This window comes from Caballeronia mineralivorans PML1(12) (genome assembly GCF_001028175.1).
Classification (GTDB): domain Bacteria; phylum Pseudomonadota; class Gammaproteobacteria; order Burkholderiales; family Burkholderiaceae; genus Caballeronia; species Caballeronia mineralivorans.
This window is the reverse complement of sequence record NZ_AEJF01000122.1, coordinates 1-23415: the sequence shown is the minus strand read 5'-3', so window position 1 is coordinate 23415 and position 23415 is coordinate 1. Positions and strand designations below refer to the sequence as shown.

Below are 23415 nucleotides of genomic sequence, written 5' to 3'. Positions count from 1 at the left end.
CTCAGGCCGCGCGTTGGACGCCGAGCCACGCAACGTCTTCGATATACCGTGCCGCCATATCGCCCGCGTTGGGAGACCTGTCGAGAAGCCGCCGGGAGTGTGCGCAATACCGCGCGACCTGCGGGTCCGTGGTCACGCGCTTGATTGCCGCTGCGAGCGCTCGGCCGCTCGCGGGACCGTCGATGCGCAGTCCGCAACCGCTTTTCGCCACGCGCTGCGCGTTGTCGAACTGATCGTGTGCAAACGGCGTGACGACTTGTGGAATACCCGCCGCGAATGCGAGGGCAGCCGTTCCTATGCCGCCGTGATGAACGATGGCCGCGCAGTGAGGCAGCAACGTGGACATCGGCACGTAGTCGCGGGCGAGCAGGTTGCTGTCGCCGGGCCAGCGGGCACGCGCCTCGCGGGAGAGCACGATTGCCCGAACGCCGGTGCGGCGTACGGCGTCATCGACCGCGTCGAAATACGCGCGCTGATCGATCTGGGTCGAGCCCGGCGTGAAGACGACCGGCCGCGTGCCTGAAGCGAGAAACGATCTCAGTTCGTTATCGATAGCTGGCGTCGAGACATCGTTGAACAGCGGAAAGCCGGCCATGAAGTGATAACGCGGCCAGTCCGGCTGAGCCGGGGCGAACCAGTCGGGGAACAGGCACAACACGCCGTCCGGCGAGTGCAGCCACTGGCCGAGGATACGGCTTGCCGGCGGCAGTCCGAGGGTCGCCCGCACGTTGTTGAGCGCGGGGCCACAGGCCTTGTCAAGCACGCTCGTCTCGATCAGCGCAAGGCACTTTGCCCGCACGGCGCGCGGCAGCCACATGGGCACGGTGAGGCGCTTATGGGTCGGCGGCGCGCTCGCGGAGAGCAGGGTGGAGGGCGAGACCTGCACCGATACATACGGCGTGCCGTGCACTTCCTGCATGAGCCGCGCGGCGAATGCCCAGAGCGAGCCGACGAGCACGGTATCGGGTGTCGTGAGTGCAGCGAGCGCATCGAAATGAGGACGAATGGACGGTGCGATCAGGTTCCACAGCGTCTTGAACGACGTGCGCGGATCCCACAGTGCAGGGTTCGACATGGCCCGCGCGTACTCGTCCCAAGTGCCGATCGGCACGAAGACAAAACCATTGTCCTCGGCCAGTTCCGCAAACTGCGGATGGGTGCAAAAGACGATGCGATGCCCGCGCTGCGCGAGCGTGCGCGCAATGCCGATGAACGGATGGACGTCGCCCGCCGATCCAATTGCGGTGATGATGATCTGTGTCATTTAAATGTCTCTCTCGCTTAATACAGCCAGGGCACGAGCGCGCGAACTTCGCGGCGATACGTGCGATAAGGGTCGCCGAAATACTCCGAGAGCCATCGTTCTTCAACCCGCACTTTGTAGGCAAGCGAGGCGAAGATCAGCGCGAAGCCGATGACGCCGCGCGGTTCCGCGCAGACGAGGGCAGAACCTGCGATGGCCAGGAGACAACCGGAATAAATAGGATGGCGGACGAGGGCATAGGGGCCGCTGCGCACGAGTTCGTGCCCGTCCTTCAGCGTGACCGACACGCTCCAGTTGGAGCCGAGATGGCGGCGTCCCCAAACAGAAAACGACAGCCCGGCGACAACCACGGCAAGGCCGAGCCATTGGCGTAAATCGAAGCCGGCATTAGCGCTATTCCACGAAGCCGAAGCGTCCGGCCATACGATCAGCAAGCAGCCCACGATAAGCGGAATGGACTGCAACGTCCGCGAAAGCCGGTCTTCCCGCTTGACGGTCTGCTTGGCCCAGGAAGAAGCTTTCATCCAGTAAGCAAGCCACGCGGCCCAAGGCAACAGAATGGCAATCGAGTGGTAAATGGTCATGTTCCGCTCCCGAGATCGAGATTCATATCCGAACTAGCAAACGTTTGCGCAAGCGCCGGCAGAACGGTTGTCTGGGCGCGCGGCTGCTCTCCAGCCCGGCCTGTGCCGAAGAAATCGAGCAATTCCTCGCGCATGGCCGCCGCTTGAGTCCGCCCTTCAAGTTCGAGGAAATGGCCGGTATCCGGCACGCTGACAAATTGCACGTGTCTGATATAACGCGCGAGTGTCCGGATATCCTGCGTGGTCGTGTATTCATCGAGTTCGCCATTCACGAACTTGATCCGGCTCTTTATATTCACGAGCTTGTCAACATAGCTTTCCGGCCGGAGTGCGAGGATCTGCTCGGCATGAAACGCAACCTGAGCTTGTTGTTCCTCGGGTAAGCCCGTGAGGTAGCGATAATTCAAAAGTTTCAAGATGCGCGGGAGATGCTTTCCGACTGTATCGTTGAGCAAATGGGCGGCTTGCAGGTTTTCGCCGACATTCAGGTGATCGCGTGCACGGGTGACATAATCGATCATGGCGTCATTCAGGAAAGGCGAGAATGAACCAATCACAGCGCGTTCCACGCTCGTATTTTCATGCGATAACGCCAGAAGCGACGCTAGACCGCCCCACGAGACGGAATATAGGAATTTCGGCTGAAACCATCGAATGACATGCAGAAGAATCTCGACCTCGTCGTCCTTGGTCAAGGTAACTTCTTGCGGATTGTGCTGTCGGGACTGGCCCGCGTAAGGCAGGTCAAAGCAGACGACGTTATAGTGTTCGCTCAAATACTTGATTGTTTGACCGAATGAAGCGGTGGTTGCCAGCGCGCCGTTGACTAGAATGACGTTGTCTCGTCCTTCTGCAAAAACGTGCTGCTCGGCCTGCACATAAAGCGAATTGGGCAAACGGAGTACGGTCTTCCTGATAGACATAAAACCCCCGAACGTGCTCGGAAAATGGAATGTTGTTATTCTGGTGGTCGTGTCCACGGCTTCGCCTGACATTTGCCGGCGGCGAATGCCATTAGTGAAGAAGTGGTTTTTCTGATTGCGCAGGCATACTGAAGCCTGTGCATACGATATGGTATGAAGAATCGGAAAATAAATAAAAAAATAAAAATATTTACATATTGTATCGGTCATCCTTGTTAAGGATTGGTAATGTAACGCCGTTTATCCCTTTGGAAAAAAGGGATGGATCTATTATGAAGTATGGTGAAACGGCGTAGTCGAGATAAGCGCTTGACTGATTTGCCGGTTTAACGGCCGGGATTAAAGCGCAAGCGACCGGGGCAGCCGCAGGGCAAGAATGGAAATGTAAAAAGGCTGGAGCGCGCCTTGCACGCTCCACGTGCAATCAAAACCGTTCAGCCGTGGAGTCCCATTTTTCCCGACGCCATCGCCGCGATCCGGACAACAAGCGCTCGAGGAAGCAATCGCGACAGCCAGGTCGCGACTCGTACGCTTGGCCGTCCCGGGTAGGCGACGGCTTTCCTCCGGTCGAACGCTTCGAGCGTCTTATTAACTACGGATTCCGAACTATCCATGTCCTTGGCGGACACATCGGTCGATACCCCATCGAAAAAGCTCGTTGCCGTTGGCCCTGGGCAAGCCGCCATCACATGAACACCCGTGCCGGCCAGCTCGTATTGCAGCGCCTCGCTGAAGGAGAGCACAAACGCCTTGGTCGCGGCGTAGGTGGCCATGTAAGGAAGCGGCTGGAAGCTGGCGTTCGATGCCAGGTTGATGATGCCGCCGCGGCCACGCCTTGTCATCGCGCTGCCAAGCAGATGGCTGAGCGCGACCAACACCTGGACGTTCACCTGGATCTCTGCGTGTTTCTTCTTGAGATCGTGGGAGAGGAAGCTGCCGGTCAGCCCAAGCCCTGCATTGTTCACCAGCAGGTCGACCTGAATGCCGCGTCGTTCGAGTTCCTCGCTAACGTGAAGGGCGGCGTCGGGATGGGCGAGGTCGACGCTAAGCGCGACGGATTGCACGCCGTACCGGGCAGTGAGGTTCTCCGCCAGAGTCTGCAAGGTATCCCCGGACCGGGCCACCAGCACGAGATTCATGCCACGCGCGGCAAGCGCTTCTGCGAAGGTTTTTCCTAGTCCTTTCGACGCCCCTGTAATGAGGGCGGTCGAGCCACGATAAACAAACATGTCCTGCTCCTTATAGTGATGAATGTGTGTTGGCGTCGCGCACAGTTTGATGACTGGCATCGACGGCCGCGAAGGGATTGACGTTCAGCAAACGTCGGCGATGTCACTGGCCTCAACCGGGATTTCTGCCTCCGGCAAAGCGGGATAGTCGGTGTAACCACGCTCATCGCCACCAAAGAGCGTGCTGCTATCGAAGGCGGCGAGCGGCAGGCCCTCGGCAAGCCGGCGCGGAAAGTCGGGATTGGCTACGAAGGGCCGGGCGAAGGCAACCAGGTCGGCATAACCTCTGGACAGCACCCATTCGGCGCGCGCCTCGTCGTATTTGCCGGCCACAATGATCGGCCGCGTGAACCGGGCACGGATGGCCTGGCGGAACTCCTCAGTGAACTGCGGTGCATCGTCCCAGTCCGCTTCAACCAGATGCAGATAAGCAATGCCGCGTGCCTGAAGGAATTCGGCCGCCTCGAGAATCGTCGGCAGGATGTCGGGGCAGTTCATACCACGCGCGGTCAGGAACGGGGCGAGGCGAATAGCGGTGCGATCGGCGCCGATCTCATCCGCTACCGCATTAATGACTTCCTTCAGAAAGCGCAGGCGGTTCTCACGCGAACCACCGTATTCGTCGGTGCGAAGATTGGACGTCGTACGCAGGAACTGGTCGATGAGGTAACCGTTGGCGCCGTGGATTTCAACACCGTCAAAACCTGCCTCCATTGCATTGCGTGCGGCCCGGCGAAAATCCGCTACCACGCCTGCGATCTCGTCGCGGCCAAGCGCGCGCGGAGTGGGGCTGGCCACCATCGCGCCCACGCCGGTGACCGGGTCGACCTTCCAGATCTGGCCGTCGAAGGGAACGGCGGACGGGGCCACGGGCAGTCGACCATCGTGGAAGTCCGGGTGGGACATGCGTCCCACGTGCCAGAGCTGCGCGAAGATCCTGCCGCCGGCTGCGTGGACTGCATCGGTCGTGAGGCGCCATCCGGCGACCTGCTCGGGGCTATAGATGCCAGGGGTGAAGGAGTAACCCTTGCCCTGCGGCGAGATCTGGGTGGCCTCGGTCACGATCAGCGCGGCGCTGGCGCGCTGCGCGTAGTAGAGGGCGTTGAGTGCATTGGGCACATCGCCGGGCTGAGTGCTGCGCGCACGCGTCATGGGCGCCATGACAATGCGATGAGCGAGCGTGTGGCCGGCGACGACGGTCGGCGTGAAGAGAGGCGAAACGAGTGACGCGGCAGTAGTCGACATGATTGCGATCCGGGTTGGTTGACGATGTGGCCATTGTGCAAACCCCGGTGCATTTTGATAACGGGTGTACGATTTGAAGCATTTTCAAAAAGAACGGAAATATCGTGGAGAACCTTGGCGACATCCGGCTTTTTGTGGAAACGGCGAACCTGGGCGGTCTGTCGGCAGCGGGGCGCAAGCTGGGGCTGTCGCCCGCCGCCGCAAGCGCACGGCTGGTGAAGCTGGAGGCGAGCCTGAATGCCCGGCTCTTTGAGCGCACGACGCGGCAGTTACGGCTGACGGAAGAAGGCCGGATGTATCTCGCCCATTGTCAGCAGGCCATCCAGGCGCTCGACGACGCGCGTGCAGCATTGCAGGCGGGTCGAAGCGTGGTTCGCGGCAAGCTGAGGGTGTCGGCAACCTCGGATTTCGGCCGTCATGTCCTCAAGGGCTGGCTCGATGAGTTCAATGTGCTGTATCCCGAGGTCACGTTTGCTTTGGCGTTGTCGGATTCCCTGTCGAACCTGGTACAGGACGACATCGACCTTGTCATCCGCTTCGGCGTGCCGCCGGATAGCTCGCTCGTTGCCCGTCGTCTGGCGCCGAACCGGCGTGTGCTGTGCGCATCGCCGGAGTATCTTTCGATACATGGCATTCCTGAACATCCACGGGATCTCGATCGGTTCAACTACATCGTGCTCAGCTCGGCGGCCGGGTCTGCGAATGAATGGCGATTCAGCCGCGGCAACGAGACGGAGACCTTTACCGTCCCTCTTGAACGTGCGCGCGAAACCAATGACGGCGCGCTCGCACGCGAGTGGGCCGTCGACGGTTACGGCATTGTGATGAAGTCGGTGTGGGACATCGGGGCAGACTTGCGAGCGGGGCGACTGACTATCTTGATGCCGGAGTGGCGTTCTCCCGATGTTCCTGTGCACGCCCTGTATCAACGTAGCCGGTACATGGCGCCACGCGTGCGTGCGCTCCTCGACTTCCTGATCGAGCGCTTCGCTACAGTATCGGGTGACCTGGAAGCGTATCTCGATCCGGTGCGCTGAAGTCGGGTGCGCGCTGGATCGATGATCCACGCGTCAGACGATCGCGCCGCCACCGTCCACCAGGACGGTGGACCCTGTTGCATACGGCGTGCTCGCGAGATAGACGATGGCGTTGGCGACGTCCTCCGGCTGGCCAACCCGTCTTGCGGGCAAGCGGGCGGCAGCGCCCTCGTACATGCTTTGGCGAGCCTGCTCGCCAAGCTTCAACCACAGTGGCGTCGCGATCAACCCAGGCGATACGGTGTTCACCCGCACCGGCGACAGCTCAAGCGCGAGGCCACGGGCCAGCGCTTCCAGCGCGGCGTTGATTGCGCCTTGCAACACTGAGCTCTTGCTGGGACGCACGCTGAGGAAACCGGAGACCAGCGTCAACGAGCCGCCTTCAGTAATATTCGCCGCACGCGCCACGCGATACGCGCCCCAGAACTTGCTGTTCATCGCGGCGTAGGCGTCGCTTAGCGCGAGTTCGCGCACGGGACCGCCGGGCGTTTGCGCGGCCGAGATCACCACATGATCGAAGCGTCCGGCCTTGGCGAAAAAGGCTTCCACGGAGGCCTCGTCGGTGGTGTCCAGCACGGCGGTGCGCACGGCCGCGCCTATATCTGCCGCAACGGCGTCCAGCTTCGCCTGGTTACGCGAGGCGATGGTGACGTCGGCGCCTAGCGCGGCGAAGGCCTTCGCCGCAGCGGCGCCAATGCCTGAGCTTCCGCCCACGATCAACACGGTTTGCGATTCGAAATTGTTCATGATGTCGATTCCTTGTGGTGTGTTTAGAGTTGTATAGCTATCCTTACTTTGCAACAACGCCAAGCTGTTGCAGGAAGGTCAGGTTATCTTCCAGATGCCAATTCTCGGCGATGCGGCCATCGGCAACGCGATAGATGTCGGTCGCAATGAAGTCGATCGGCTGGCCCTTGCCCTGCACGTCCTTGAACGTTCCCGTGAAGTGGCCGGTGAAGTGCAGGTGCGAGACCACTCTATCCCCGGCCACGATCATTTGTTCGACGTCGCAATGAATGTCGGGGATGGCGGCGTGCACCATTTTCGATGCCGCTAGGGGTCCGTCGATGCCTTGCGGGCGGCCGGGCGGGAGCGTTCGATCGATAAATGCGGGGCTGAGGGCGGTGCGTGCCAGTGCTTCGTCGCCGGTGGTCCAGAAGGTGTCGTAGCGGCGCGCTGCCAGGATTTGCGCGGCAACCTGCGCCTTAGGCAGGCTATGGTCGACGATGACCGAGGCGGGTTTAACAAGGGCATCGGTCGCAGCAAACGCGGGCACGGTTGCGCCAAAAGCCACGAGGGCAAGCGCGAAAGAACCGATACGACTTCTAAATAGCGAGGAAGACATTGGATTTTCCTTATAGAGGCATTGCGTTGGAGACGAACACGCGTCAAGGCGGCCGTCACGCTGAAGTTCTCATGCTAGCTTTCCGTTTTCAGATGGAATACGGTGTCGGTAGAGATGCATCCTCTCTAAATCGTGAAGAATGACCGTCACCATGATCGATAACCTGCCCAACCTCGTTACTTTTGTCCGTGTCGTTTCAGCCGGCAGCTTGTCTGCTGCGGCGCGGGAACTCGACCTGTCGCTGGCGGTGATCAGCAAGCGGCTTGCACAGCTCGAGGAGAGCCTTGGCGTGCGGTTGATCCAGCGCACCACGCGCAGGCAGACGCTGACTGAGGAGGGTGTGCTGTTTCATCAGCAGGTCCTTCGGATCCTTGCTGAAGTCGAGCAGGCCGAGACGCTGATGTCGCGCAGGCGCGAGGCGGTGAGCGGCTTGTTGAGAGTGAGCGCGCCGGGCGCGCTGGGACGCCAGTGGATCGCGCCGATCATGGCGGATTTCCAGCAGCTTCATCCGCAATTGACGGTGCAACTGGACCTGACCGATGTGGTCGTCGACCTGCTCGACAGCAGCCTGGACATGGCGGTGCGCTTCGGTAGTCTCGCCGACTCTTCGATGATCGCGCGCCCCCTCGCGCCGAACTATCGCGTGTTATGTGCGGCGCCGGCTTATATCGAGCGATATGGCGCACCGACTCAGCCCGACGATCTCAGCCGCCACCGGTGCATTCTGATTGGCGACCAGCCACGCGCCGAATGGCGCTTCGAGGGCAACGACAGCATCGGGGTGCGGGTCACCGGTTCGTTGATCACGAACGATGGCGCTGCAGCTCATGCCTGGGCGTTGCATGGTGTCGGCATTGCGCTGAAGTCGATCTGGGACGTCGGCGATGACATCGCATCGGGCCGGCTGCAGCGGATCTTGCCCGGGTACTCCATGCCGGCCGCGCCGCTGCATGCGCTTTATCCGCATAACCGGCACCTCGCGCCGCGCGTGCGTGTCTTCGTCGAGTTCCTGGGGCAACGCTTGCGCGAGGCATGGCGCTGGGACAAGCGTTGAAGAGCGCATCAGCAGGCCTGCTTAAACCTCGCTTTCGATGCGACTCCCCATCGCATTGTTCGGAATGAACGTTTCGTTCAGGAAGTCGCGTGTGTAAGAGCTCGGCGTCTTGCCCGTGAAGGAAGAAAAGGCCAGCGTGAAAGCGGCCACGCTGTTGAAGCCCACCTCAAGTGCAGTCTGTGTGACGGACAGGCGCTTGCGGGTCATCAGTTCGATCGCGCGCGCCATGCGCAATTCCTGCAAGAAGCGGCGCCAGCTCATTCCGAGTTCGTCCTGGAAGTATCGGCGCAGCGTACGCACCGACGTGCCAGCCGCTTCCGCAGCCAGTTCAATCGTCGCCGAGTCCAGCCGGGTGCGCGTATAAGCGATGGCGCGCTTGAGCACGGGTGACTCGCCGAAAGGAATCCACATCATCCGCGAGCACTCGAACCAGTCCTTGCACAAGAGGCCCAGTGCCTGGAAGTAGGCATTGGCTACGGCGTCGTCGGCTGCGCGTTCACGTCCCCAACGCAGCGCATAACCGAACATCTCGCGCGCGAGACCGCTGACCGGCGCCGCCCAACAGCCTTCGTGCTGCCACACCGTATGTTGCGCGCCAAGGTGCGCCACGACCACGACCGCATCGGCGCTGGTGTAGAGCCGGTACGGCCGGCTATGCGGAATGAACACCATATGCGCGGGCAGCAACAACCACTGGCCATGCGGACCTTCGAGTTTCAGACGGCCTTGCTCGACGCACAGGATCTTGTTCTTCGGATCGCCGCGCGAGCCGATCACGGCCTTCCCCGGCTCCACCCGTTCCACACATTCCGGCAGCGGATCGCTGCAGCGAAACGGGTTCACGGGGTCGTCTTCAGGCATCACCCAGTCGATGAGTTCGTCGTTCGTTTTCATGATGTCTCGCTCCATTCCTCAGCTTTTTGCGTTCGGTCGACGCTGGCCGTATTTCGATGTTGGGCTGGCCGATTTTCGATAGGCGGCCGCTAAAACCTCGTCCAATAATAGTAAAAACAAAAAAACTGTATAGCAAACACTAAATTCGGCCAACGGTCGATTGATGGAGTGAGACATGTTTACAACGATGCAAGGCGCGTCCGGCCAAGGCGCCGCGCCGCGTATTCCGGTGCTCGCCGTGCGAGGCGTCGGCAAGCGCTTTAACGGGGTGACGGCGCTCGAAGACGTGAGTTTCGATGTCGCCGCCGGTGAGATCGTGGCGCTGCTCGGCGAGAACGGCGCAGGCAAATCAACCCTGATCAAGATACTGGCCGGCGTGCATGCGCCGTCGAGCGGCACGCTGCTGTTTCGCGGCACGCCGACGGATGCGCGCGCCATGCGTGGCCGCGTCGCGTTCGTACATCAGGATCTTGGGCTCGTCGACTGGATGACGGTCGCCGAGAACATCGCGCTCGCGACTACTTATGCGAAGCTGCGCGGCCTGATTTCGTGGGGAGCGGTGCGGGCGGCTGCCGAGGCGGCGTTGTCGCTGGTGGGCGGCGACATCGACCCCGAGCAGCGTGTGTTCACCTTGTCGCGCGCGGAGAAATCGCTGGTGGCGATTGCGCGCGGATTGTCGAGCCGTGCCGATCTGCTGGTGCTCGACGAACCGACCGCGAGCCTGCCGGAGAGTGAAGTGCAGCGCCTGCATCGCGTATTGTTGGGCCTGCGCGAGCAAGGTGTGGCGATGATCTATGTATCGCACCGGCTCGACGAGGTGTTTGCGTTGTCCGACCGCATTGTTGTACTGCGCGATGGCCGGCGCGTCGCGGAACAGACAACGGCGAACACCGCGCCTGCCGAGCTGATTCGCCATATTGTCGGGCGTGAACCTGACTCGGTATTCGTACGGCCACCGGCGCCGGGTGCTGCGCCCATCGCGTTGTCGGTGCGCAGGCTGCACACGGAAGAAGCCGGTCCGCTCAACTTCGATGTCCGCCGTGGCGAGATCCTCGGACTGGTCGGCTTGCGCGGCGCGGGACACGACTCGCTCGGCAAGGCGCTGTTCGGCGCGGCGCCGATCCTGTCGGGAACGGTGCTGCTCAACGGCGAGCAAGTGGACTTGTCTTCTCCCGGCGCGGCCGTGGCGAATGGCTTGTGCTTGGTGGCCGGCGACCGTTACGGCGAGTCGATAGGCCCAGGCCTCTCCGTCCGCGAGAACCTCTTTCTCAATCCTCGCGCGAGCGGCCGCAAGGGGCTGCACATGCGCTCGGCGGCGAGCGAAACCGACGAAGCGCTGGCGCTTGGACGACGCGTCGCGTTGCGCCCTAACGATCCGGCGGCACTGATCGAAACACTCTCCGGCGGCAATCAGCAGAAGGTCGTGATCGCGCGCTGGTTGCGCATTGGCGCGCAGGTGCTGATTCTCGAGGACCCCACCGCAGGTGTCGATATTGGCGCGAAGGCGGAAATTTATCGGCTGCTTGGGGAGGCGGTGCGCACCGGTATGGCGGTGGTGCTGATCTCGTCCGACTTCGAGGAGACCGCTCAGATCTGTCATCGCGCGCTGGTGTTTCGCGCGGGCACGATTGCTCGCGAGTTGCCGCTTGAACAGCTCAGCGTGTCGGAGTTGCTGCATTGCGCATCGCTCGACTATGGCGTGACTTGCGCCGACGCCATTCCCCTTACTGCCTGAGGTACGCCATGCAATCACTCAAATCCAACGCGCTCGAGCCGACGCGCCGTGAACTAGCCGGCCTCTCGCCGTTCTCTCGCTTCGTACGTCTGTTGCCCGTGTTTGGCTTGCCGATCCTCACGCTTCTATTGATCGCGCTGTTCTCGCTGATCCTGCCCGACACGTTTCCCACCTTGCTGAACGTGCGCTCCATCGTCGGCGACAAATCGATCATCGCGATCCTCGCGCTAGCCGCCATGATTCCAATGGCTACTGGCCGCATTGACCTGACGGTCGGCTACGGCATCGTGCTGTGGCACATCCTCGCCATCAGCTTGCAGACGTCCCACGGGATCGACTGGCAGGTTGCTGTCGTAATCGTCCTTGCGCTGGGTGCGCTGCTCGGCCTGCTCAACGGCGTGCTGGTGGAGGTTGCGCAAATCGATTCGTTCATCGCTACGCTGGGGACGGGCACCGTGCTGTACGCCATCGCGATGTGGCATACCGGCGGGCGTCAGGTCATCGGCACGTTGCCCGACGCGTTCACCTCTATTTTCACGACATCATTGTTCGGACTACCAATCGCGGCAACGTATGTAATCGTGATAGCGGTCGTGCTGTGGCTCGCCTCCGATTATCTGCCGATCGGACGCTACCTCTACGCGATCGGTGCGAACCCGCGTGCTGCAGCGCTTAACGGCATCCCCGCGCGCCGCTACGTGATCCTCGCGTTTGTCAGTTCAGGCGTGCTGACGGCCTTCGCCGGCATCGTGCTCGCGGCCAAGCTACGCATCGGCCAGGCGAGTGTCGGACTCGATTTCCTGTTGCCCGCGCTGGTCGGCGCATTCCTGGGTTCCACCACGATCAAGCCTGGGAGAGTCAACGTCTGGGGCACCGTGTTCGGTGTGTCGATCCTGGCAGTCGGCATCGCGGGGATCCAGCAGCTTGGGGGCGACTTCTACGTCGAGCCGCTGTTTAACGGCGCCACGCTGCTCGTCGCAATCGGCATTGCTGGATATACGCAGCGCCGGCGCCGCAGTCCGCGCAAGCCCATTCAAGGCGCTGCGCCTTCCAACGCGGCCACGCTGCCGAACGAAACCAACGATGGACCGGCGGGCACGTTGTCCATACCGCCGTCGAGTACCGAACGCACCGAGTGAACCAGACTTATATGACCGACAGGAGACACCATGAAGCACCGCCTGATCATCACCCTTTGTGCCGCGCTGGTTGCAGCGTCCGCACTGAGCGCACACGCAGACGACACCTTTCTTGCCGAAGCGAAGGCATACACCGCGCAGGCCACGAAGTCCGGCCAATCGTGGGGTGGACCGACCGCCGGCCCCACCGCGCAACACGGCAAGACAATCGTGTTCGTATCGGCGGATCAACGCGACAGCGGGCCGCGCGGCGTAGCTGAAGGCGTCAAGGAAGCGGCTGGCGCGATGGGCTGGACGTTTCGATTGATCGACGGTCAAGGCTCAATCTCCGGACGCTCTGCGGCTATGAACCAGGCCATCGCGCTTAAGCCCGACGGCATCGTGCTCGGCAGCGTGGACGCGAGAGAACAGGCCTCACTGATCCATCAGGCAGTCGCGCGCGGTATCAAGGTCGTGGGATGGCATTCGCTGCCGAAGCCCGGACCCGCTCCGCAGGAAGGGTTCGTCACCAACCTCGCGACGGACCCGCTCGATGTGGCGAAAGCGGCGGTGATGTACGTCATCGCGCAGTCGAACGGCAAGGCGGGCGTGGTCATCTTCACTGACTCCACCTATGAGATCGCGACCGCCAAATCCAACGCAATGGCCGACCTGGTCAAGAAGTGCACCGGCTGCCAGTTGCTGAAGATAGAAGACACGCCGCTATCCGATACCGCGACGCGCCTGCCGCAACTCACCTCGACCATGCTGCAACGCTACGGCGCAAAGTGGACATGGGCGCTGACGATCAATGACATGCCCTTCGATTTCATGTCGCCCGCGCTGCAGCAGGCAGGCTACAAGGGTTCAGGGCCACTGCTTGGCGTGTCGGCGGGCAATGGCAGCGAGTCGGCGTTCCAGCGTATCCGCAACGGCGAATATCAGGCGGCTACCGTTGCCGAACCCGTTTCACTGCACGGCTGGCAGGCGGTCGACGAATTGAACCGAGCGTTTGACGGGGCGCCGGTGAGCGGCTATACGGCGCCGGTGCATCTGGTCACGGCGACCGATATTGCATTCGATGGGGGGAAGATGAATCGCTATGACCCGGACAATCATTATCGCGATGTGTATCGGCGCATCTGGGGCGTGAAATGACACCTCATAAGATGGTAGTCCGTATTGGATACCGATGCTCCGCATGCTCATGCGAGAGCAGCGTGTATCGAGGAACAGCAGAACTCTTGAACCCATGATCCAGCCATGACTGACACTCAATTACCTGTTCCCGATTTTGCCCGCAATATGCGGTTGATTGGCCACAGTGACCAGGGCGGCCGTGCCGACGGTGTGCAACTGATGGTGCATCGCGGGTACGCCTACATTGGTCATATGTTCTCGAAGGGCTTCAGTGTCGTGGATGTGCGCGACCCGCGCCGGCCGGCGACCGTCGCTTATATGCCGGCGCCACCGAACACATGGAACATCCACTTGCAGACGCATGACAACCTGCTGCTTGTCATCAACGCCAAGGACATGTTCGCGGCCACCGAGTTCCAGGACGAGCGTGCGTACTACCAAGGCTCGCTCGGCAAGAAAGTCGGCACCGCGCAACGCTCGGCGGGCATACGCAACTGGCGTGCGGGCCTCGCGGTGTACGACATTTCGCAGGGCGACGCGCCGCGCGAGATCGGCTTCATGCCGGTCGAAGGCGGCGGTATCCACAGGGTCTGGTATACGGGCGGACGCTGGGCGTACGCGTCGGCGCTGCTGGACGGTTTTTCAGATTACATCTTCATCACGATCGACATGTCGGACCCGTGCCATCCACGCGAAGCGGGGCGTTTCTGGCTACCCGGCATGCATGTTGCCGCAGACGAAACGCCATCGTGGCCGGCGGAATGGCGCTACGGCCTGCATCACCCCATCGTGCACGGCGATACCGCTTATTGCGCATGGCGCGACGCTGGTCTTGTCATGCTCGACGTGGCCGACCGCAGCGCGCCGAAGCTGATCACGCACCGCAACTGGTCACCGCCGTTCGGCGGCGGCACGCACAACTGCCTGCCTCTGCCTGACCGCGATCTGCTGGTCGTACTCGATGAGGCGGTACTCGATCATCAGGAGGACGGTGAGAAATTCATCTGGCTATTCGATGTCCGCGAGCCGTCCAATCCTGTGAGCATCTCGACGTTTCCCGGACCGCGAGAGACTGAGTATTGGCGGAAGCCCGGTCACTTCGGTCCGCACAACCTGCACGAGAACCGGCCGGGCAGCTACGTCAGTTCTCAACTGATTTTTGCGACCTATCAGAACGCAGGCGTACGGGCATTCGATGTCAGCGATCCGTACCGGCCGGTCGAAGTCGCGGCGTTTGTGCCGCCGCAGCCGGCACGCTTGATGGATCACCGTCCGAACCGGCCTAATGTCATCCAGTCTTCCGATGTATTCGTCGATGCAGAGGGACTGGTTTATTCGACCGACTATAACGGCGGTCTCTACATTCTCGAGTTCCAGGCTTGAGGCGATTCAGGTCCTGAACGTAGTGACAAACCGAGGCAACATGTGAACGCGAACACGCAGGACACCACGCGGCTTGACGACGTTTCGCGCGCTGGCAGCACAGACTATTCGCCGCTCGAAGCGGAATTGCGCGCCGCGCTCGGGCCGGCTGTCAGGTTCGATGCGGCCCATCGTGCGGCATATGCATCGGATGCGTCGAACTACCGGCAAACGCCAATAGGCGTAGTGGTGCCGGCGTCTATCGATGAACTGATCGCGGCGGTCGCGATCTGCCGCCATCACAACGTGCCCATTCTCTCGCGAGGCGGCGGTACGTCGATGAGCGGTCAGACCGTCAACGTTGCGGTCGTGTTCGATTTGTCGAAGAGCTGCAACCGGATACTCGATGTCAATGAAACGCAGCGCACGGCGCTTGTCGAACCGGGCGTGATTTGCGACACGCTGCGCGACGCGGCCGAAGTCTACGGCCTGACCTTTGCACCGGATCCATCGACGCATAGCCGTTGCACATTAGGCGGCATGATCGGCAACAATTCCTGCGGGCCGCATTCGGTGATGGCGGGCAAGACGCTGGAGAACGTCGAAGCGCTCGAGGTCATGACCTACGACGGCGAGCGCTTCTGGGTCGGGCCGACTTTCGATGACGAGCTCGAAGCAATCATCGCGGCAGGCGGGCGGCGCGGGCAGATATACAGCGATCTGAAAGACCTGAGGGATCGTTACGCTACGCAGATTCGTACCCGTTTTCCTGACATCCGGCGTCGTGTATCCGGCTTCAATCTCGATCAGTTGCTGCCCGAGAACGGCTTTAATGTGGCCCGTGCATTGGTGGGCACGGAAGGCACATGCGCGCTGACCGTTGCAGCCAAAGTTCGTCTTGTGCCGAGCCCCGCCGTACGCGTCTCGCTCGTGCTCGGGTTCCCCGATATCTATGCCGCTGCGGACGCGTTGCCGGAATACCGGCAGTTCAAACCAATTGCTATCGAAGGACTTGATCGGGAAATCATCCGTGGTTTGCAGGCGCGCGGCCTGCGTGCAGGTGAGATAGCGATGCTGCCCGCAGGCGACGCATGGGTCATCGTGGAGTTTGGCGCGGACACCGTCGAGCAGGCGGTTGCGTTGGCCGAGCAAACTGTCCTTAGTCTTGCGGCTCGCACCACGGGACCGATACCGTCGACGTGGCTCGTGACCGATCCCGATATGCAAAAGCGCATCTGGCTGATTCGCGAAACGGGTGCATCGGCAACGCAGCTTTCCATCGATCCCACTGTGCCCGATCCGAAAGTAGGCTGGGAAGATGTCGCGGTCGATCCTGATCAGCTGGGAGATTATCTGCGCGCGTTCCAGGCGCTTGTCGAGCGGTACGGATACCGCACGTCGCTGTTCGGGCATTTCGGCGATGGCTGCGTGCACGCGCGCATTACCTTCGACCTGACCAGCGCGGCGGGCGTGAGTCAATGGCGCAACTTCACGCGTGAAGCGGCGGAGCTCGTAGTGCGTTACGGCGGTTCGCTGTCGGGCGAACATGGCGATGGGCAAGCCAAGGCCGAGTTCTTGCCGATCATGTTTGGCGAAGAACTGATGGAAGCAATGCGCGAGTTCAAGCGTATCTGGGACCCGCAGAACCGGATGAATCCGGGCAAGGTTGTGCAGGCGTATCGGCTCGACGACAACTTGCGCATGGGGCCGCAATACAAGGTGGTGAACTTCCACACGCGCTTCGCGTTTCGCAGCGCCGAGGGCAATGGTTTTCAACGCGCGGTGGAGCGCTGTGTCGGTATGGGACGATGCCGCTCGCTCACCGGCAGCACGATGTGCCCGAGTTATCGCGCCACACGCGAGGAACGTTATTCAACGCGTGGACGCAGCCGCTTGTTATGGGAAATGCTGCAAGGCGATGTAGTCGATGGACAGTGGAACAGCGAGCCGGTCAAGGAAGCCCTCGATACGTGTCTGTCGTGCAAGGGATGCCGCAGCGATTGCCCGACGCATGTCGACATGGCCACCTACAAGGCTGAATTTTTATCGCATTACTACGAGACGAAGCGCCGCCCCCGGCAGGCGTTGTTCATGGGCCGTATTGGGGACTGGGCGCCGCTCGCTGCGAAGTGGCCGTGGATGGCGAACCTGCTGACGCAAACACCGGCATTCGCCACGCTTGCGAAACGGATCGCGGGTACGGCGCAACGCCGGGCGCTACCGCGGTTTGCATCGCAGACGTTTCGCACGCGCTTCGCCGAGGACCGCTCGAATAACACGCTTAATAAATCGGCAGCACCGCTGCGCGGCAAGGTGATCCTGTGGGTCGATACCTTCTGCGAGCACTTCCATCCAGAGATCGCTCTGGCCGCCGTCAAGGTGCTTCGGCACGCGGGTTTTGAAACGGTATTGCCGGCGAAACTGTTGTGCTGCGGCCGCCCGCTTTATGACTTCGGCTACCTCGACACCGCACGTGAAAAGCTCGAAGCCATCCTCACAACGCTTGCGCTGGAATTCGCCCGTGACGATCCAGGCGACGTTCCGCTTGCTCTTGTCGGACTGGAACCAGGGTGTATGTCCGTGTTCAAGGACGAACTGCTGAAACTGTTTCCCGACGATCCGCGCGCACAGCGCCTGGCATCGAGCGTGTGGTTGTTCGGCGACTTTCTTGTCGAACAGAACTACGTGCCGCCGCGTTTTGAAGCGCAGGTGCTTGTTCACGCACACTGCCATCAGAAGTCTTTGTTCGGAACCAACGGAGAACGTGTGCTGCTCGAAAGAATGGGCGCGCGATTCACGCTGCTGGATAGCGGCTGCTGTGGTCTGGCGGGATCGTTTGGGTTTCATCCCGACCATATCGACATAGCGGATAACGTGGGCGAGCAGGTTCTTTTCCCGGCGGTGAGGCAAGCGAGTAAAGACACCATCGTGCTGACAAACGGCTTCAGTTGCCGCGAACAGATTCGCCACGGCACACGGCGTGAAGCCATGCACTTGGCGGAGTTGCTGGCGCTGGCGTGTGGGGCGTGAATGGTCTTCAGCCTCGCGATACTGCAGCGCCCTTGAGCTCCGAACCCGGCTTTGAAGATCGCGCATGCGCTTGCATCCGGAGTTCAAGCGAGCGGCTGATTGCTATCGATCCGGCCACTGCGCACAGCATGGGCACGAGGAAATCGTGATCGACGCGTGTGAACTCGACCATGAGGACCAGCGCGGTGATCGGCATTTTCATCGATGAGGCGAGAAAGGCCGTGGCCCCGACGATCGCGAAAGCGCCCATGGGCGTTCCCGGCCATATCAAGGTCCAGAGCCCGCCCAGCACGATAGCCAGCAGCGCGCCGTTGGACATGCCGGGCGTCAGCAATCCACCTTGAGCACCCGCACGCAGACTGCTCGCGGTAATGGCGACCTTGATGACCAGGAGCGTTCCCGCAAGGCCGATTGTCAGTTCGTTGCTGAAGCCCAGTTGCGCAGGCGTCTTGCCGTTGCCGAGAATCTGCGGGAAAGACACCGCGAGTAAACCGATGATCAGGAAGTTGGCGAGAGATAGAAGCGGTAGCATCCATCCTTTCGGTGCGGCTGCGCGAGCTTTTGTCGTCAACTGGACGAACGCGAAGGCGGCGACGCCAAACACTGGACCCGTGACGATGGCCCACGTCACGAGGTTTGCGCTCAAACCGAAGTGCGGGACCACGTATTGCGATGCGTCACCGAGGCCAAGCCAAGCGACCACGGCCGCAATGACGGACGTGACCAGCGCGGGAATGACAACGCGCACCTCGAACGACCGGAGCAATACTTCAAGAATAAAGATCGCTCCGCCAAACGGGACGTTGTACACGGCGGCGAGCCCGGCCCCTGCGCCGCAGGCCACCATCAAGCGCGTTTGCTCGACACTCAGTCCAGCGTAATGCGACAGCCACCCTGCAAGCAACGAGCCAATCTCGCGGGGCGCGACTTCGCGGCCGAGCGGCGAGCCCAGTGCAACGGTGATGATCTGGAGGAGGGCGTGCGCAGCCGTGGTGACGGGAGGCATGCGCGGGTCGTCGGACGCCACTGCCTTCTTGATGCTGACCAGTGGCCGCCCGTAGCGATAGATGGCGAACCAGCCGCAGCCCGCAATGACGCCGCAAGCCGCGAGCACGGCGATCCGGCGGCCAGCCGATGCAGCCTCGACTCCCTCATAGAAGCTCTCATTCCCGATCAGGCGCGTGATGCTATAGCCGTAAGCGACGTGCTGGAGAAAATGCAGGAGCAGCGCCAACGCCATACCACCCAAGCCGGCTCCGATCCCCGTGAGGACGGTGACCACCGCGAATCTGATGAGTGGACTGCCGGGAACTCGCGGGCGGGGTGGTTGAGCGTGCATCGGGGGTTGTTGGTTATATGAAAGGGTGTGGCCGGCAGAGCATTCTTTGACCGTGGTTAAGCGTTATTAAGAATTTCAATTAGCGCGAACCCGAATCTATCGCTTGAGGAGTAAGGCGTCAAATTCATTTATTTTTTCCATTAATGTAATCTCCGCATGATTTTTGAGGTGTCCCTTAGCGGCCCTTAGCGGCGGCGATCAGTACGAGGCCTAAGCGTGCCGTCACCGCACCACCAAGCCCTGCATCCTTAAGTTTGCGGAGGCCCCTTGAGCCGCTCAAGAAGCGAACTGATCAAATCGATAGGCATCGGAAAAACGATGGTTGAATTCTTGTCGCCGGCGATCGTCGTCAGTGTTTGCAGATAGCGCAGTTGCATGGCTTGCGGTGCTTGTGCGAGCATTTGCGCTGCCTGCAGCAGTTTTTCCGATGCTTGCAGTTCGCCTTCCGCGTGGATGATCTTGGCGCGCCGCTCACGCTCTGCTTCGGCTTGCCGGGCGATTGCACGCACCATGGTCTCGTTCAGGTCGACGTCCTTGATCTCGACGTTCGACACCTTGATGCCCCATGCATCGGTCTGCGCATCGAGTACCTTTTGAATGTCCGTGTTGAGACGTTCGCGTTCCGCAAGCAGCTCATCAAGTTCATGCTTGCCGAGAATCGCGCGCAAGGTCGTTTGCGACAACTGACTGGTCGCCTCCAGAAAGCGAGCGACTTGAATCACCGCCTTCTCCGGATCGACTACGCGAAAGTAGACAACCGCGTTCACTTTCACGGACACGTTGTCCCGAGTGATGACGTCCTGCGGAGGCACGTCGAAGACCACGGTACGTAAATCCATTCTCACTACTTGCTGCACCGCCGGAATGATGAGGACGAGGCCCGGCCCCTTGACCTTCCAGAAGCGGCCGAGCATGAAGACGACGCCGCGTTCGTATTCACGAAAGATGCGTATCGACGAGAACACGATGAGGATGACAAGCGCCAGCAAGATACCGCTGAAGCCAAACGTAAAACCGGCCATTATTTTTCTCCTTGTTTTACCTCGTCCAGCCGCGCCACGGTCAGCATGAGCCCGTGACGCCCGAGGACACGCACCCGCTCCCCGCGCGCGAGCAGCGCAGGGGCTTCATGGCAACACACACGCCATCGTTCTCCGTGCACGCGAGCCCAGCCGCTGTCGCTTGGCGGCATGTCTTCCAGCATCTCGCCTATGCTGCCGAGCATCGCCTCCGCGCCACTCACAACAGGACGCCGGCGCGCCCGCAGCGCGATGCTCGAAACGACAAACACAAACAGCGCCGTGGCAAGGGTCAGGCCGATCACGAGTGAGACTGGAATGCCGTAGCCGGGGACATCGGTACGGAACAGCATGAGCGCGCCGATCGCAAACGCGACAATGCCGCCGAAGCCGAGCGTGCCGAACGTCGGCAAGAACATCTCCGCAACAAGAAAGGCGATGCCGAGCAGAATCAGGCCGAGCCCGGCAAAGTCGACAGGCAGCAACTGCAACGCAAATAGACCCAGCATCAGGCTGATTGCGCCCGCGACGCCGGGCAACGCAAGCCCAGGATTCGCAAACTCGAAGAACAACCCGTACATGCCGATCGTAATGAGAATGAGCGCCACGCTTGGGTCGGTGATGGTCGCGAGAAAGCGGCTGCGCCAGTCAGGCAGGATCGTCTCGACCGCAGCGCCGGACGTGGCGAGTACATGATCGCCCGTGATCGTGCGTACATGCCGGCCGTTGAGCTTCGTGAGCAGCTCGGGCACATCGGACGCGTTCAGGTCGATCACGTTCTGCGCGAGCGCTTCGCTGGCCGAGAGGCTGACCGCTTCGCGAACGGCTCGTTCGCCCCATTGCGCGTTGCGGCCGCGCAGTTGCGCGAGGCCGCGTATGTAGGCCGCGGCGTCCTGCACCTGCTTGGTGGTCTCGGTGGATGCCGTGCTCGGGGCAGAAGAAGCCGATGCACCCGCGTCTTTCTTAGCCTGGCCGGGCTCCGCCGATGATGGCTCCGTGGACCCGCCCGCGCTGATACGGATCGGCGTGGCGGCGCCGAGGTTGGTGCCCGGCGCCATTGCCGCGATGTGGCTTGCATAGACGATATACGTGCCCGCGCTGGCCGCCCGTGCGCCTCCCGGAGCGATGAACGCTGCGACGGGAACGGGTGACGAGAGGATGGCTTTGATGATGGACCGCATCGACGGGTCGAGTCCGCCGGGCGTATCGATTTCGAGAACGGCGAGTTGAGCGTGTTCTTCAGCGGCGCGGGAAAGCGCGCGAACGACGAAGTCGGCGCTTGCGGGACCAACAGCGCCGTTAAGCGGAATGACCACGACGGCAGGGCTGGCAGCCGCGGCGCTGCAGAGCATCAATGTTGCTAGAAACACCGCCGCTTTGCGCAACAGGAAACCCGCTGTGCCGGAAAGCTCGCGCACGGCATCCGGGTGAAGCAAGCGAGACGAATAGCGGTCCATTACGGTAAGAGCGGCGTCTTTTGCGGACAGGATGACGCCGGCTCAACGAAGGTTGCCTGACATTAAGCTTATGCCAAATTAAGCGTTTACCAAGTTTGCCCGCTCTAAGGATTTCCACGATAAACCGGCGCCATTTCCGCGAGGTGTCTCGTGCAACGTGTTTCGCGCGATGCCGGAATATTTGCGCGGGTTCGACCGTTTAATCCTTGTATCCCGACGCGATTGGCGAACGATTACCGCGGCAACACGAGCACGCGCCATTACGCCGGGTCCATGCAGGAGACGATGATGCGTCAGTTACTTCGGTTGGGAATAGTGCTTGCCGCCGTGAGTTTTGCTGCGCCTGCGCTTGCACAAGCGTACGACGATTCAGTCGCGGCGGACGTCGACTCTGGAACCAATTGCCGGGCGGTGGTAGGGCAGGCGGAGATAGATGGTTCGATGCAGCAGGTCGTTGGACGGGCATGCCTCCAAAGCGACGGCACATGGCAGATCATGCAAAGCCCTGATGGAAGCGTGCTTATGTACCCGGTCGCGGTCTATCCCTATCCCGATCCCTGGTATTGGGGGCCGCCTCTTTACTTCGGTGCGGGCGTGAGTTTTATCTTCGTGGATCATTTTCACCACTTTTCTCACTTCCACCATTTTCATCAAATGGATCATGTGCATGTCGGTGCGCCGATTGGCTCGGGTTTTCACGGCGAGCGACCGCGATTTGGCAGTGGCATGGGCGGCATGCACACGTTCGGGGGAATGCACCGGCACTAGCGCCATTGGCGAGTATTGAAATTATTAAATAATGGACCGACCGAAAACGGGATGAACAGGATGTCACCTCGTTCTCGACACTGTCACCCAGGCGAGGCGGCCGCTCACTGAAGGGAGACCTTAGGCAATTTCGATTCGTCAAGCACGGCTACTCCGCAGAACCAGTCGCCTCCATGCACGTCGTATTTCCAGTGCATGTTGGCTTTCATCAGCGACCTGCAGTGATCAAGCGAAATCATGCCCGGCTGCGCAACGGTACATTGACCGATCGCGATCGTGGGCTCCGGCAGCGCTTGCTCAGAGGCCGTGCGAACCGGTGCGGGCTTCGCGATGAATTGCAGATCGTCGACCAGCCGTTGAAGCTCCTCTATCCGACCGGAATACCACGTTGTCAGGCACGTTTCGTCCGTACAGTGCGTTTCTCGCCAAGTCCATTTGGCGTCGCTGTCCGCGCGGAACGAACGTGTGTTGGCAACCGCGCGGCGCGCTTTCCAATAGAGCTTTCCGAGTTCGTCGTCGAGCTTCGATAAATCGGGATTGTGGCAAATCAGCTTTTCAGCGACTGAGTGGCCACGATTGCAATCGAAGCTGGTCGCGTGGGCGACAAGCGGACTGCTTAACAGAATCGCAGTGATCAGAGCGGTCTTGAAGAGGGTCATTGTTGTCATGAGAATAATGGGCTTCTCATGCATACTCAGCTGGATCCGGTGCCCGGGATGCGCAGAAAAGAACCAGGGTTCGGTCTGTACTTACGAAATATTTCTCGCGAACCAGGCTGTCGCCCAAAGAAAGACGCACGCGTGTGTTCAGGCGTGTTTTTTTCTGCAGGCTGCAGGATGGTCGCTAGTACCTTCAGGTAAGCACGCGCCGCG

At 61.0% G+C, this 23415-nt stretch carries 20 protein-coding genes; 8 read left to right on the top strand and 12 right to left on the bottom strand.

Features of this window, described 5'->3' with window-relative positions; genetic code table 11:
• Position 1: 1 nt before the first annotated feature.
• From EOS_RS19400 to EOS_RS19380, 5 genes are all read right to left on the bottom strand, one after another.
• Positions 2-1264 (bottom strand): glycosyltransferase, encoded by a 1263-nt coding sequence (locus EOS_RS19400; RefSeq protein ID WP_047848303.1) that lies wholly within the window; start codon positions 1262-1264, stop codon positions 2-4.
• Between the two features lie 17 nt (positions 1265-1281).
• Positions 1282-1848, bottom strand: coding sequence for a methyltransferase family protein (locus EOS_RS19395; protein WP_047848302.1), 567 nt, complete (start codon positions 1846-1848; stop codon positions 1282-1284).
• Positions 1845-2771: an alpha/beta fold hydrolase gene (locus EOS_RS19390; protein ID WP_082163434.1), complete on the bottom strand. Its 927-nt coding sequence runs from the start codon at positions 2769-2771 to the stop codon at positions 1845-1847. Before EOS_RS19390 ends, EOS_RS19395 begins: the two co-directional genes overlap by 4 nt.
• Positions 2772-3205: 434 nt before the next feature.
• Entirely contained in the window at positions 3206-4000 is a 795-nt protein-coding gene (locus tag EOS_RS19385) for an SDR family NAD(P)-dependent oxidoreductase (RefSeq protein ID WP_047848301.1), read from the bottom strand.
• Positions 4001-4084: 84 nt separating this feature from the next.
• Positions 4085-5245, bottom strand: a complete 1161-nt coding sequence (locus EOS_RS19380; protein ID WP_047848300.1) for an alkene reductase — start codon at positions 5243-5245, stop codon at positions 4085-4087.
• Positions 5246-5349: 104 nt separating this feature from the next.
• Between EOS_RS19380 and EOS_RS19375 the strand changes: the two genes are divergently transcribed.
• Complete coding sequence (locus EOS_RS19375; RefSeq protein WP_047848299.1) at positions 5350-6282, top strand: LysR family transcriptional regulator; 933 nt, start codon at positions 5350-5352, stop codon at positions 6280-6282.
• Positions 6283-6315: 33 nt separating this feature from the next.
• Here the strand turns inward: EOS_RS19375 and EOS_RS19370 are convergent, their stop codons facing one another.
• A complete protein-coding gene (locus EOS_RS19370; protein ID WP_047848298.1) occupies positions 6316-7029 on the bottom strand; it encodes an SDR family oxidoreductase in 714 nt (237 codons plus the stop codon).
• A gap of 43 nt (positions 7030-7072) precedes the next feature.
• Positions 7073-7627, bottom strand: a complete 555-nt coding sequence (locus EOS_RS19365; protein ID WP_047848297.1) for an ester cyclase — start codon at positions 7625-7627, stop codon at positions 7073-7075.
• A gap of 139 nt (positions 7628-7766) precedes the next feature.
• On the opposite strand from EOS_RS19365, the gene EOS_RS19360 reads away from it, so the two are divergent.
• Complete coding sequence (locus tag EOS_RS19360; RefSeq protein ID WP_047848296.1) at positions 7767-8681, top strand: LysR family transcriptional regulator; 915 nt, start codon at positions 7767-7769, stop codon at positions 8679-8681.
• 21 nt (positions 8682-8702) lie between these two features.
• Here EOS_RS19360 and EOS_RS19355 read toward each other — a convergent pair whose 3' ends face one another.
• Positions 8703-9575: a helix-turn-helix domain-containing protein gene (locus tag EOS_RS19355; protein WP_053063970.1), complete on the bottom strand. Its 873-nt coding sequence runs from the start codon at positions 9573-9575 to the stop codon at positions 8703-8705.
• Between the two features lie 175 nt (positions 9576-9750).
• On the opposite strand from EOS_RS19355, the gene EOS_RS19350 reads away from it, so the two are divergent.
• The 5 genes from EOS_RS19350 (at position 9751) to EOS_RS19330 (ending at position 17960) form a co-directional block, all read left to right on the top strand.
• The gene (locus EOS_RS19350) at positions 9751-11310 is read left to right on the top strand and encodes a sugar ABC transporter ATP-binding protein (protein WP_235442882.1); all 1560 of its coding nucleotides are present in this window, start codon (positions 9751-9753) and stop codon (positions 11308-11310) included.
• Between the two features lie 8 nt (positions 11311-11318).
• Complete coding sequence (locus EOS_RS19345) at positions 11319-12449, top strand: ABC transporter permease (RefSeq protein WP_082163430.1); 1131 nt, start codon at positions 11319-11321, stop codon at positions 12447-12449.
• Positions 12450-12479: 30 nt separating this feature from the next.
• Positions 12480-13586: a substrate-binding domain-containing protein gene (locus tag EOS_RS19340; RefSeq protein ID WP_047848295.1), complete on the top strand. Its 1107-nt coding sequence runs from the start codon at positions 12480-12482 to the stop codon at positions 13584-13586.
• Between the two features lie 105 nt (positions 13587-13691).
• Positions 13692-14951 carry an LVIVD repeat-containing protein gene (locus EOS_RS19335; RefSeq protein ID WP_047848294.1) on the top strand — a complete coding sequence of 420 codons (1260 nt, stop codon included), beginning with the start codon at positions 13692-13694 and terminating at the stop codon, positions 14949-14951.
• Positions 14952-14993: 42 nt separating this feature from the next.
• The gene (locus tag EOS_RS19330; protein ID WP_075645370.1) at positions 14994-17960 is read left to right on the top strand and encodes an FAD-binding and (Fe-S)-binding domain-containing protein; all 2967 of its coding nucleotides are present in this window, start codon (positions 14994-14996) and stop codon (positions 17958-17960) included.
• 7 nt (positions 17961-17967) lie between these two features.
• Here EOS_RS19330 and EOS_RS19325 read toward each other — a convergent pair whose 3' ends face one another.
• From EOS_RS19325 to EOS_RS19315, 3 genes are all read right to left on the bottom strand, one after another.
• Positions 17968-19299 (bottom strand): chloride channel protein, encoded by a 1332-nt coding sequence (locus EOS_RS19325; protein WP_047848293.1) that lies wholly within the window; start codon positions 19297-19299, stop codon positions 17968-17970.
• A gap of 248 nt (positions 19300-19547) precedes the next feature.
• A complete protein-coding gene (locus EOS_RS19320) occupies positions 19548-20321 on the bottom strand; it encodes a slipin family protein (RefSeq protein ID WP_047848292.1) in 774 nt (257 codons plus the stop codon).
• A complete protein-coding gene (locus EOS_RS19315) occupies positions 20321-21670 on the bottom strand; it encodes an NfeD family protein (protein WP_235442883.1) in 1350 nt (449 codons plus the stop codon). The genes EOS_RS19320 and EOS_RS19315 overlap by 1 nt, the downstream gene beginning before the upstream one ends.
• 393 nt (positions 21671-22063) lie before the next feature.
• On the opposite strand from EOS_RS19315, the gene EOS_RS19310 reads away from it, so the two are divergent.
• Positions 22064-22543, top strand: coding sequence for a hypothetical protein (locus EOS_RS19310; protein ID WP_047848311.1), 480 nt, complete (start codon positions 22064-22066; stop codon positions 22541-22543).
• Positions 22544-22647: 104 nt separating this feature from the next.
• Here EOS_RS19310 and EOS_RS19305 read toward each other — a convergent pair whose 3' ends face one another.
• Positions 22648-23211, bottom strand: a complete 564-nt coding sequence (locus tag EOS_RS19305; protein WP_235442881.1) for a lysozyme inhibitor LprI family protein — start codon at positions 23209-23211, stop codon at positions 22648-22650.
• Positions 23212-23415: the final 204 nt, after the last annotated feature.

Coding starts and splice junctions, on each gene's coding strand:
- EOS_RS19400 (WP_047848303.1), bottom strand. CDS start 1,264: ATGACACAGATCATCATCACCGCAATTGGATCGGCGGGCGACGTCCAT.
- EOS_RS19395 (WP_047848302.1), bottom strand. CDS start 1,848: ATGACCATTTACCACTCGATTGCCATTCTGTTGCCTTGGGCCGCGTGG.
- EOS_RS19390 (WP_082163434.1), bottom strand. CDS start 2,771: ATGTCTATCAGGAAGACCGTACTCCGTTTGCCCAATTCGCTTTATGTG.
- EOS_RS19385 (WP_047848301.1), bottom strand. CDS start 4,000: ATGTTTGTTTATCGTGGCTCGACCGCCCTCATTACAGGGGCGTCGAAA.
- EOS_RS19380 (WP_047848300.1), bottom strand. CDS start 5,245: ATGTCGACTACTGCCGCGTCACTCGTTTCGCCTCTCTTCACGCCGACC.
- EOS_RS19370 (WP_047848298.1), bottom strand. CDS start 7,029: ATGAACAATTTCGAATCGCAAACCGTGTTGATCGTGGGCGGAAGCTCA.
- EOS_RS19365 (WP_047848297.1), bottom strand. CDS start 7,627: ATGTCTTCCTCGCTATTTAGAAGTCGTATCGGTTCTTTCGCGCTTGCC.
- EOS_RS19360 (WP_047848296.1), top strand. CDS start 7,767: ATGACCGTCACCATGATCGATAACCTGCCCAACCTCGTTACTTTTGTC.
- EOS_RS19355 (WP_053063970.1), bottom strand. CDS start 9,575: ATGAAAACGAACGACGAACTCATCGACTGGGTGATGCCTGAAGACGAC.
- EOS_RS19350 (WP_235442882.1), top strand. CDS start 9,751: ATGTTTACAACGATGCAAGGCGCGTCCGGCCAAGGCGCCGCGCCGCGT.
- EOS_RS19345 (WP_082163430.1), top strand. CDS start 11,319: ATGCAATCACTCAAATCCAACGCGCTCGAGCCGACGCGCCGTGAACTA.
- EOS_RS19340 (WP_047848295.1), top strand. CDS start 12,480: ATGAAGCACCGCCTGATCATCACCCTTTGTGCCGCGCTGGTTGCAGCG.
- EOS_RS19335 (WP_047848294.1), top strand. CDS start 13,692: ATGACTGACACTCAATTACCTGTTCCCGATTTTGCCCGCAATATGCGG.
- EOS_RS19325 (WP_047848293.1), bottom strand. CDS start 19,299: ATGCACGCTCAACCACCCCGCCCGCGAGTTCCCGGCAGTCCACTCATC.
- EOS_RS19320 (WP_047848292.1), bottom strand. CDS start 20,321: ATGGCCGGTTTTACGTTTGGCTTCAGCGGTATCTTGCTGGCGCTTGTC.
- EOS_RS19315 (WP_235442883.1), bottom strand. CDS start 21,670: ATGCTCTGCAGCGCCGCGGCTGCCAGCCCTGCCGTCGTGGTCATTCCG.
- EOS_RS19310 (WP_047848311.1), top strand. CDS start 22,064: ATGCGTCAGTTACTTCGGTTGGGAATAGTGCTTGCCGCCGTGAGTTTT.
- EOS_RS19305 (WP_235442881.1), bottom strand. CDS start 23,211: ATGACAACAATGACCCTCTTCAAGACCGCTCTGATCACTGCGATTCTG.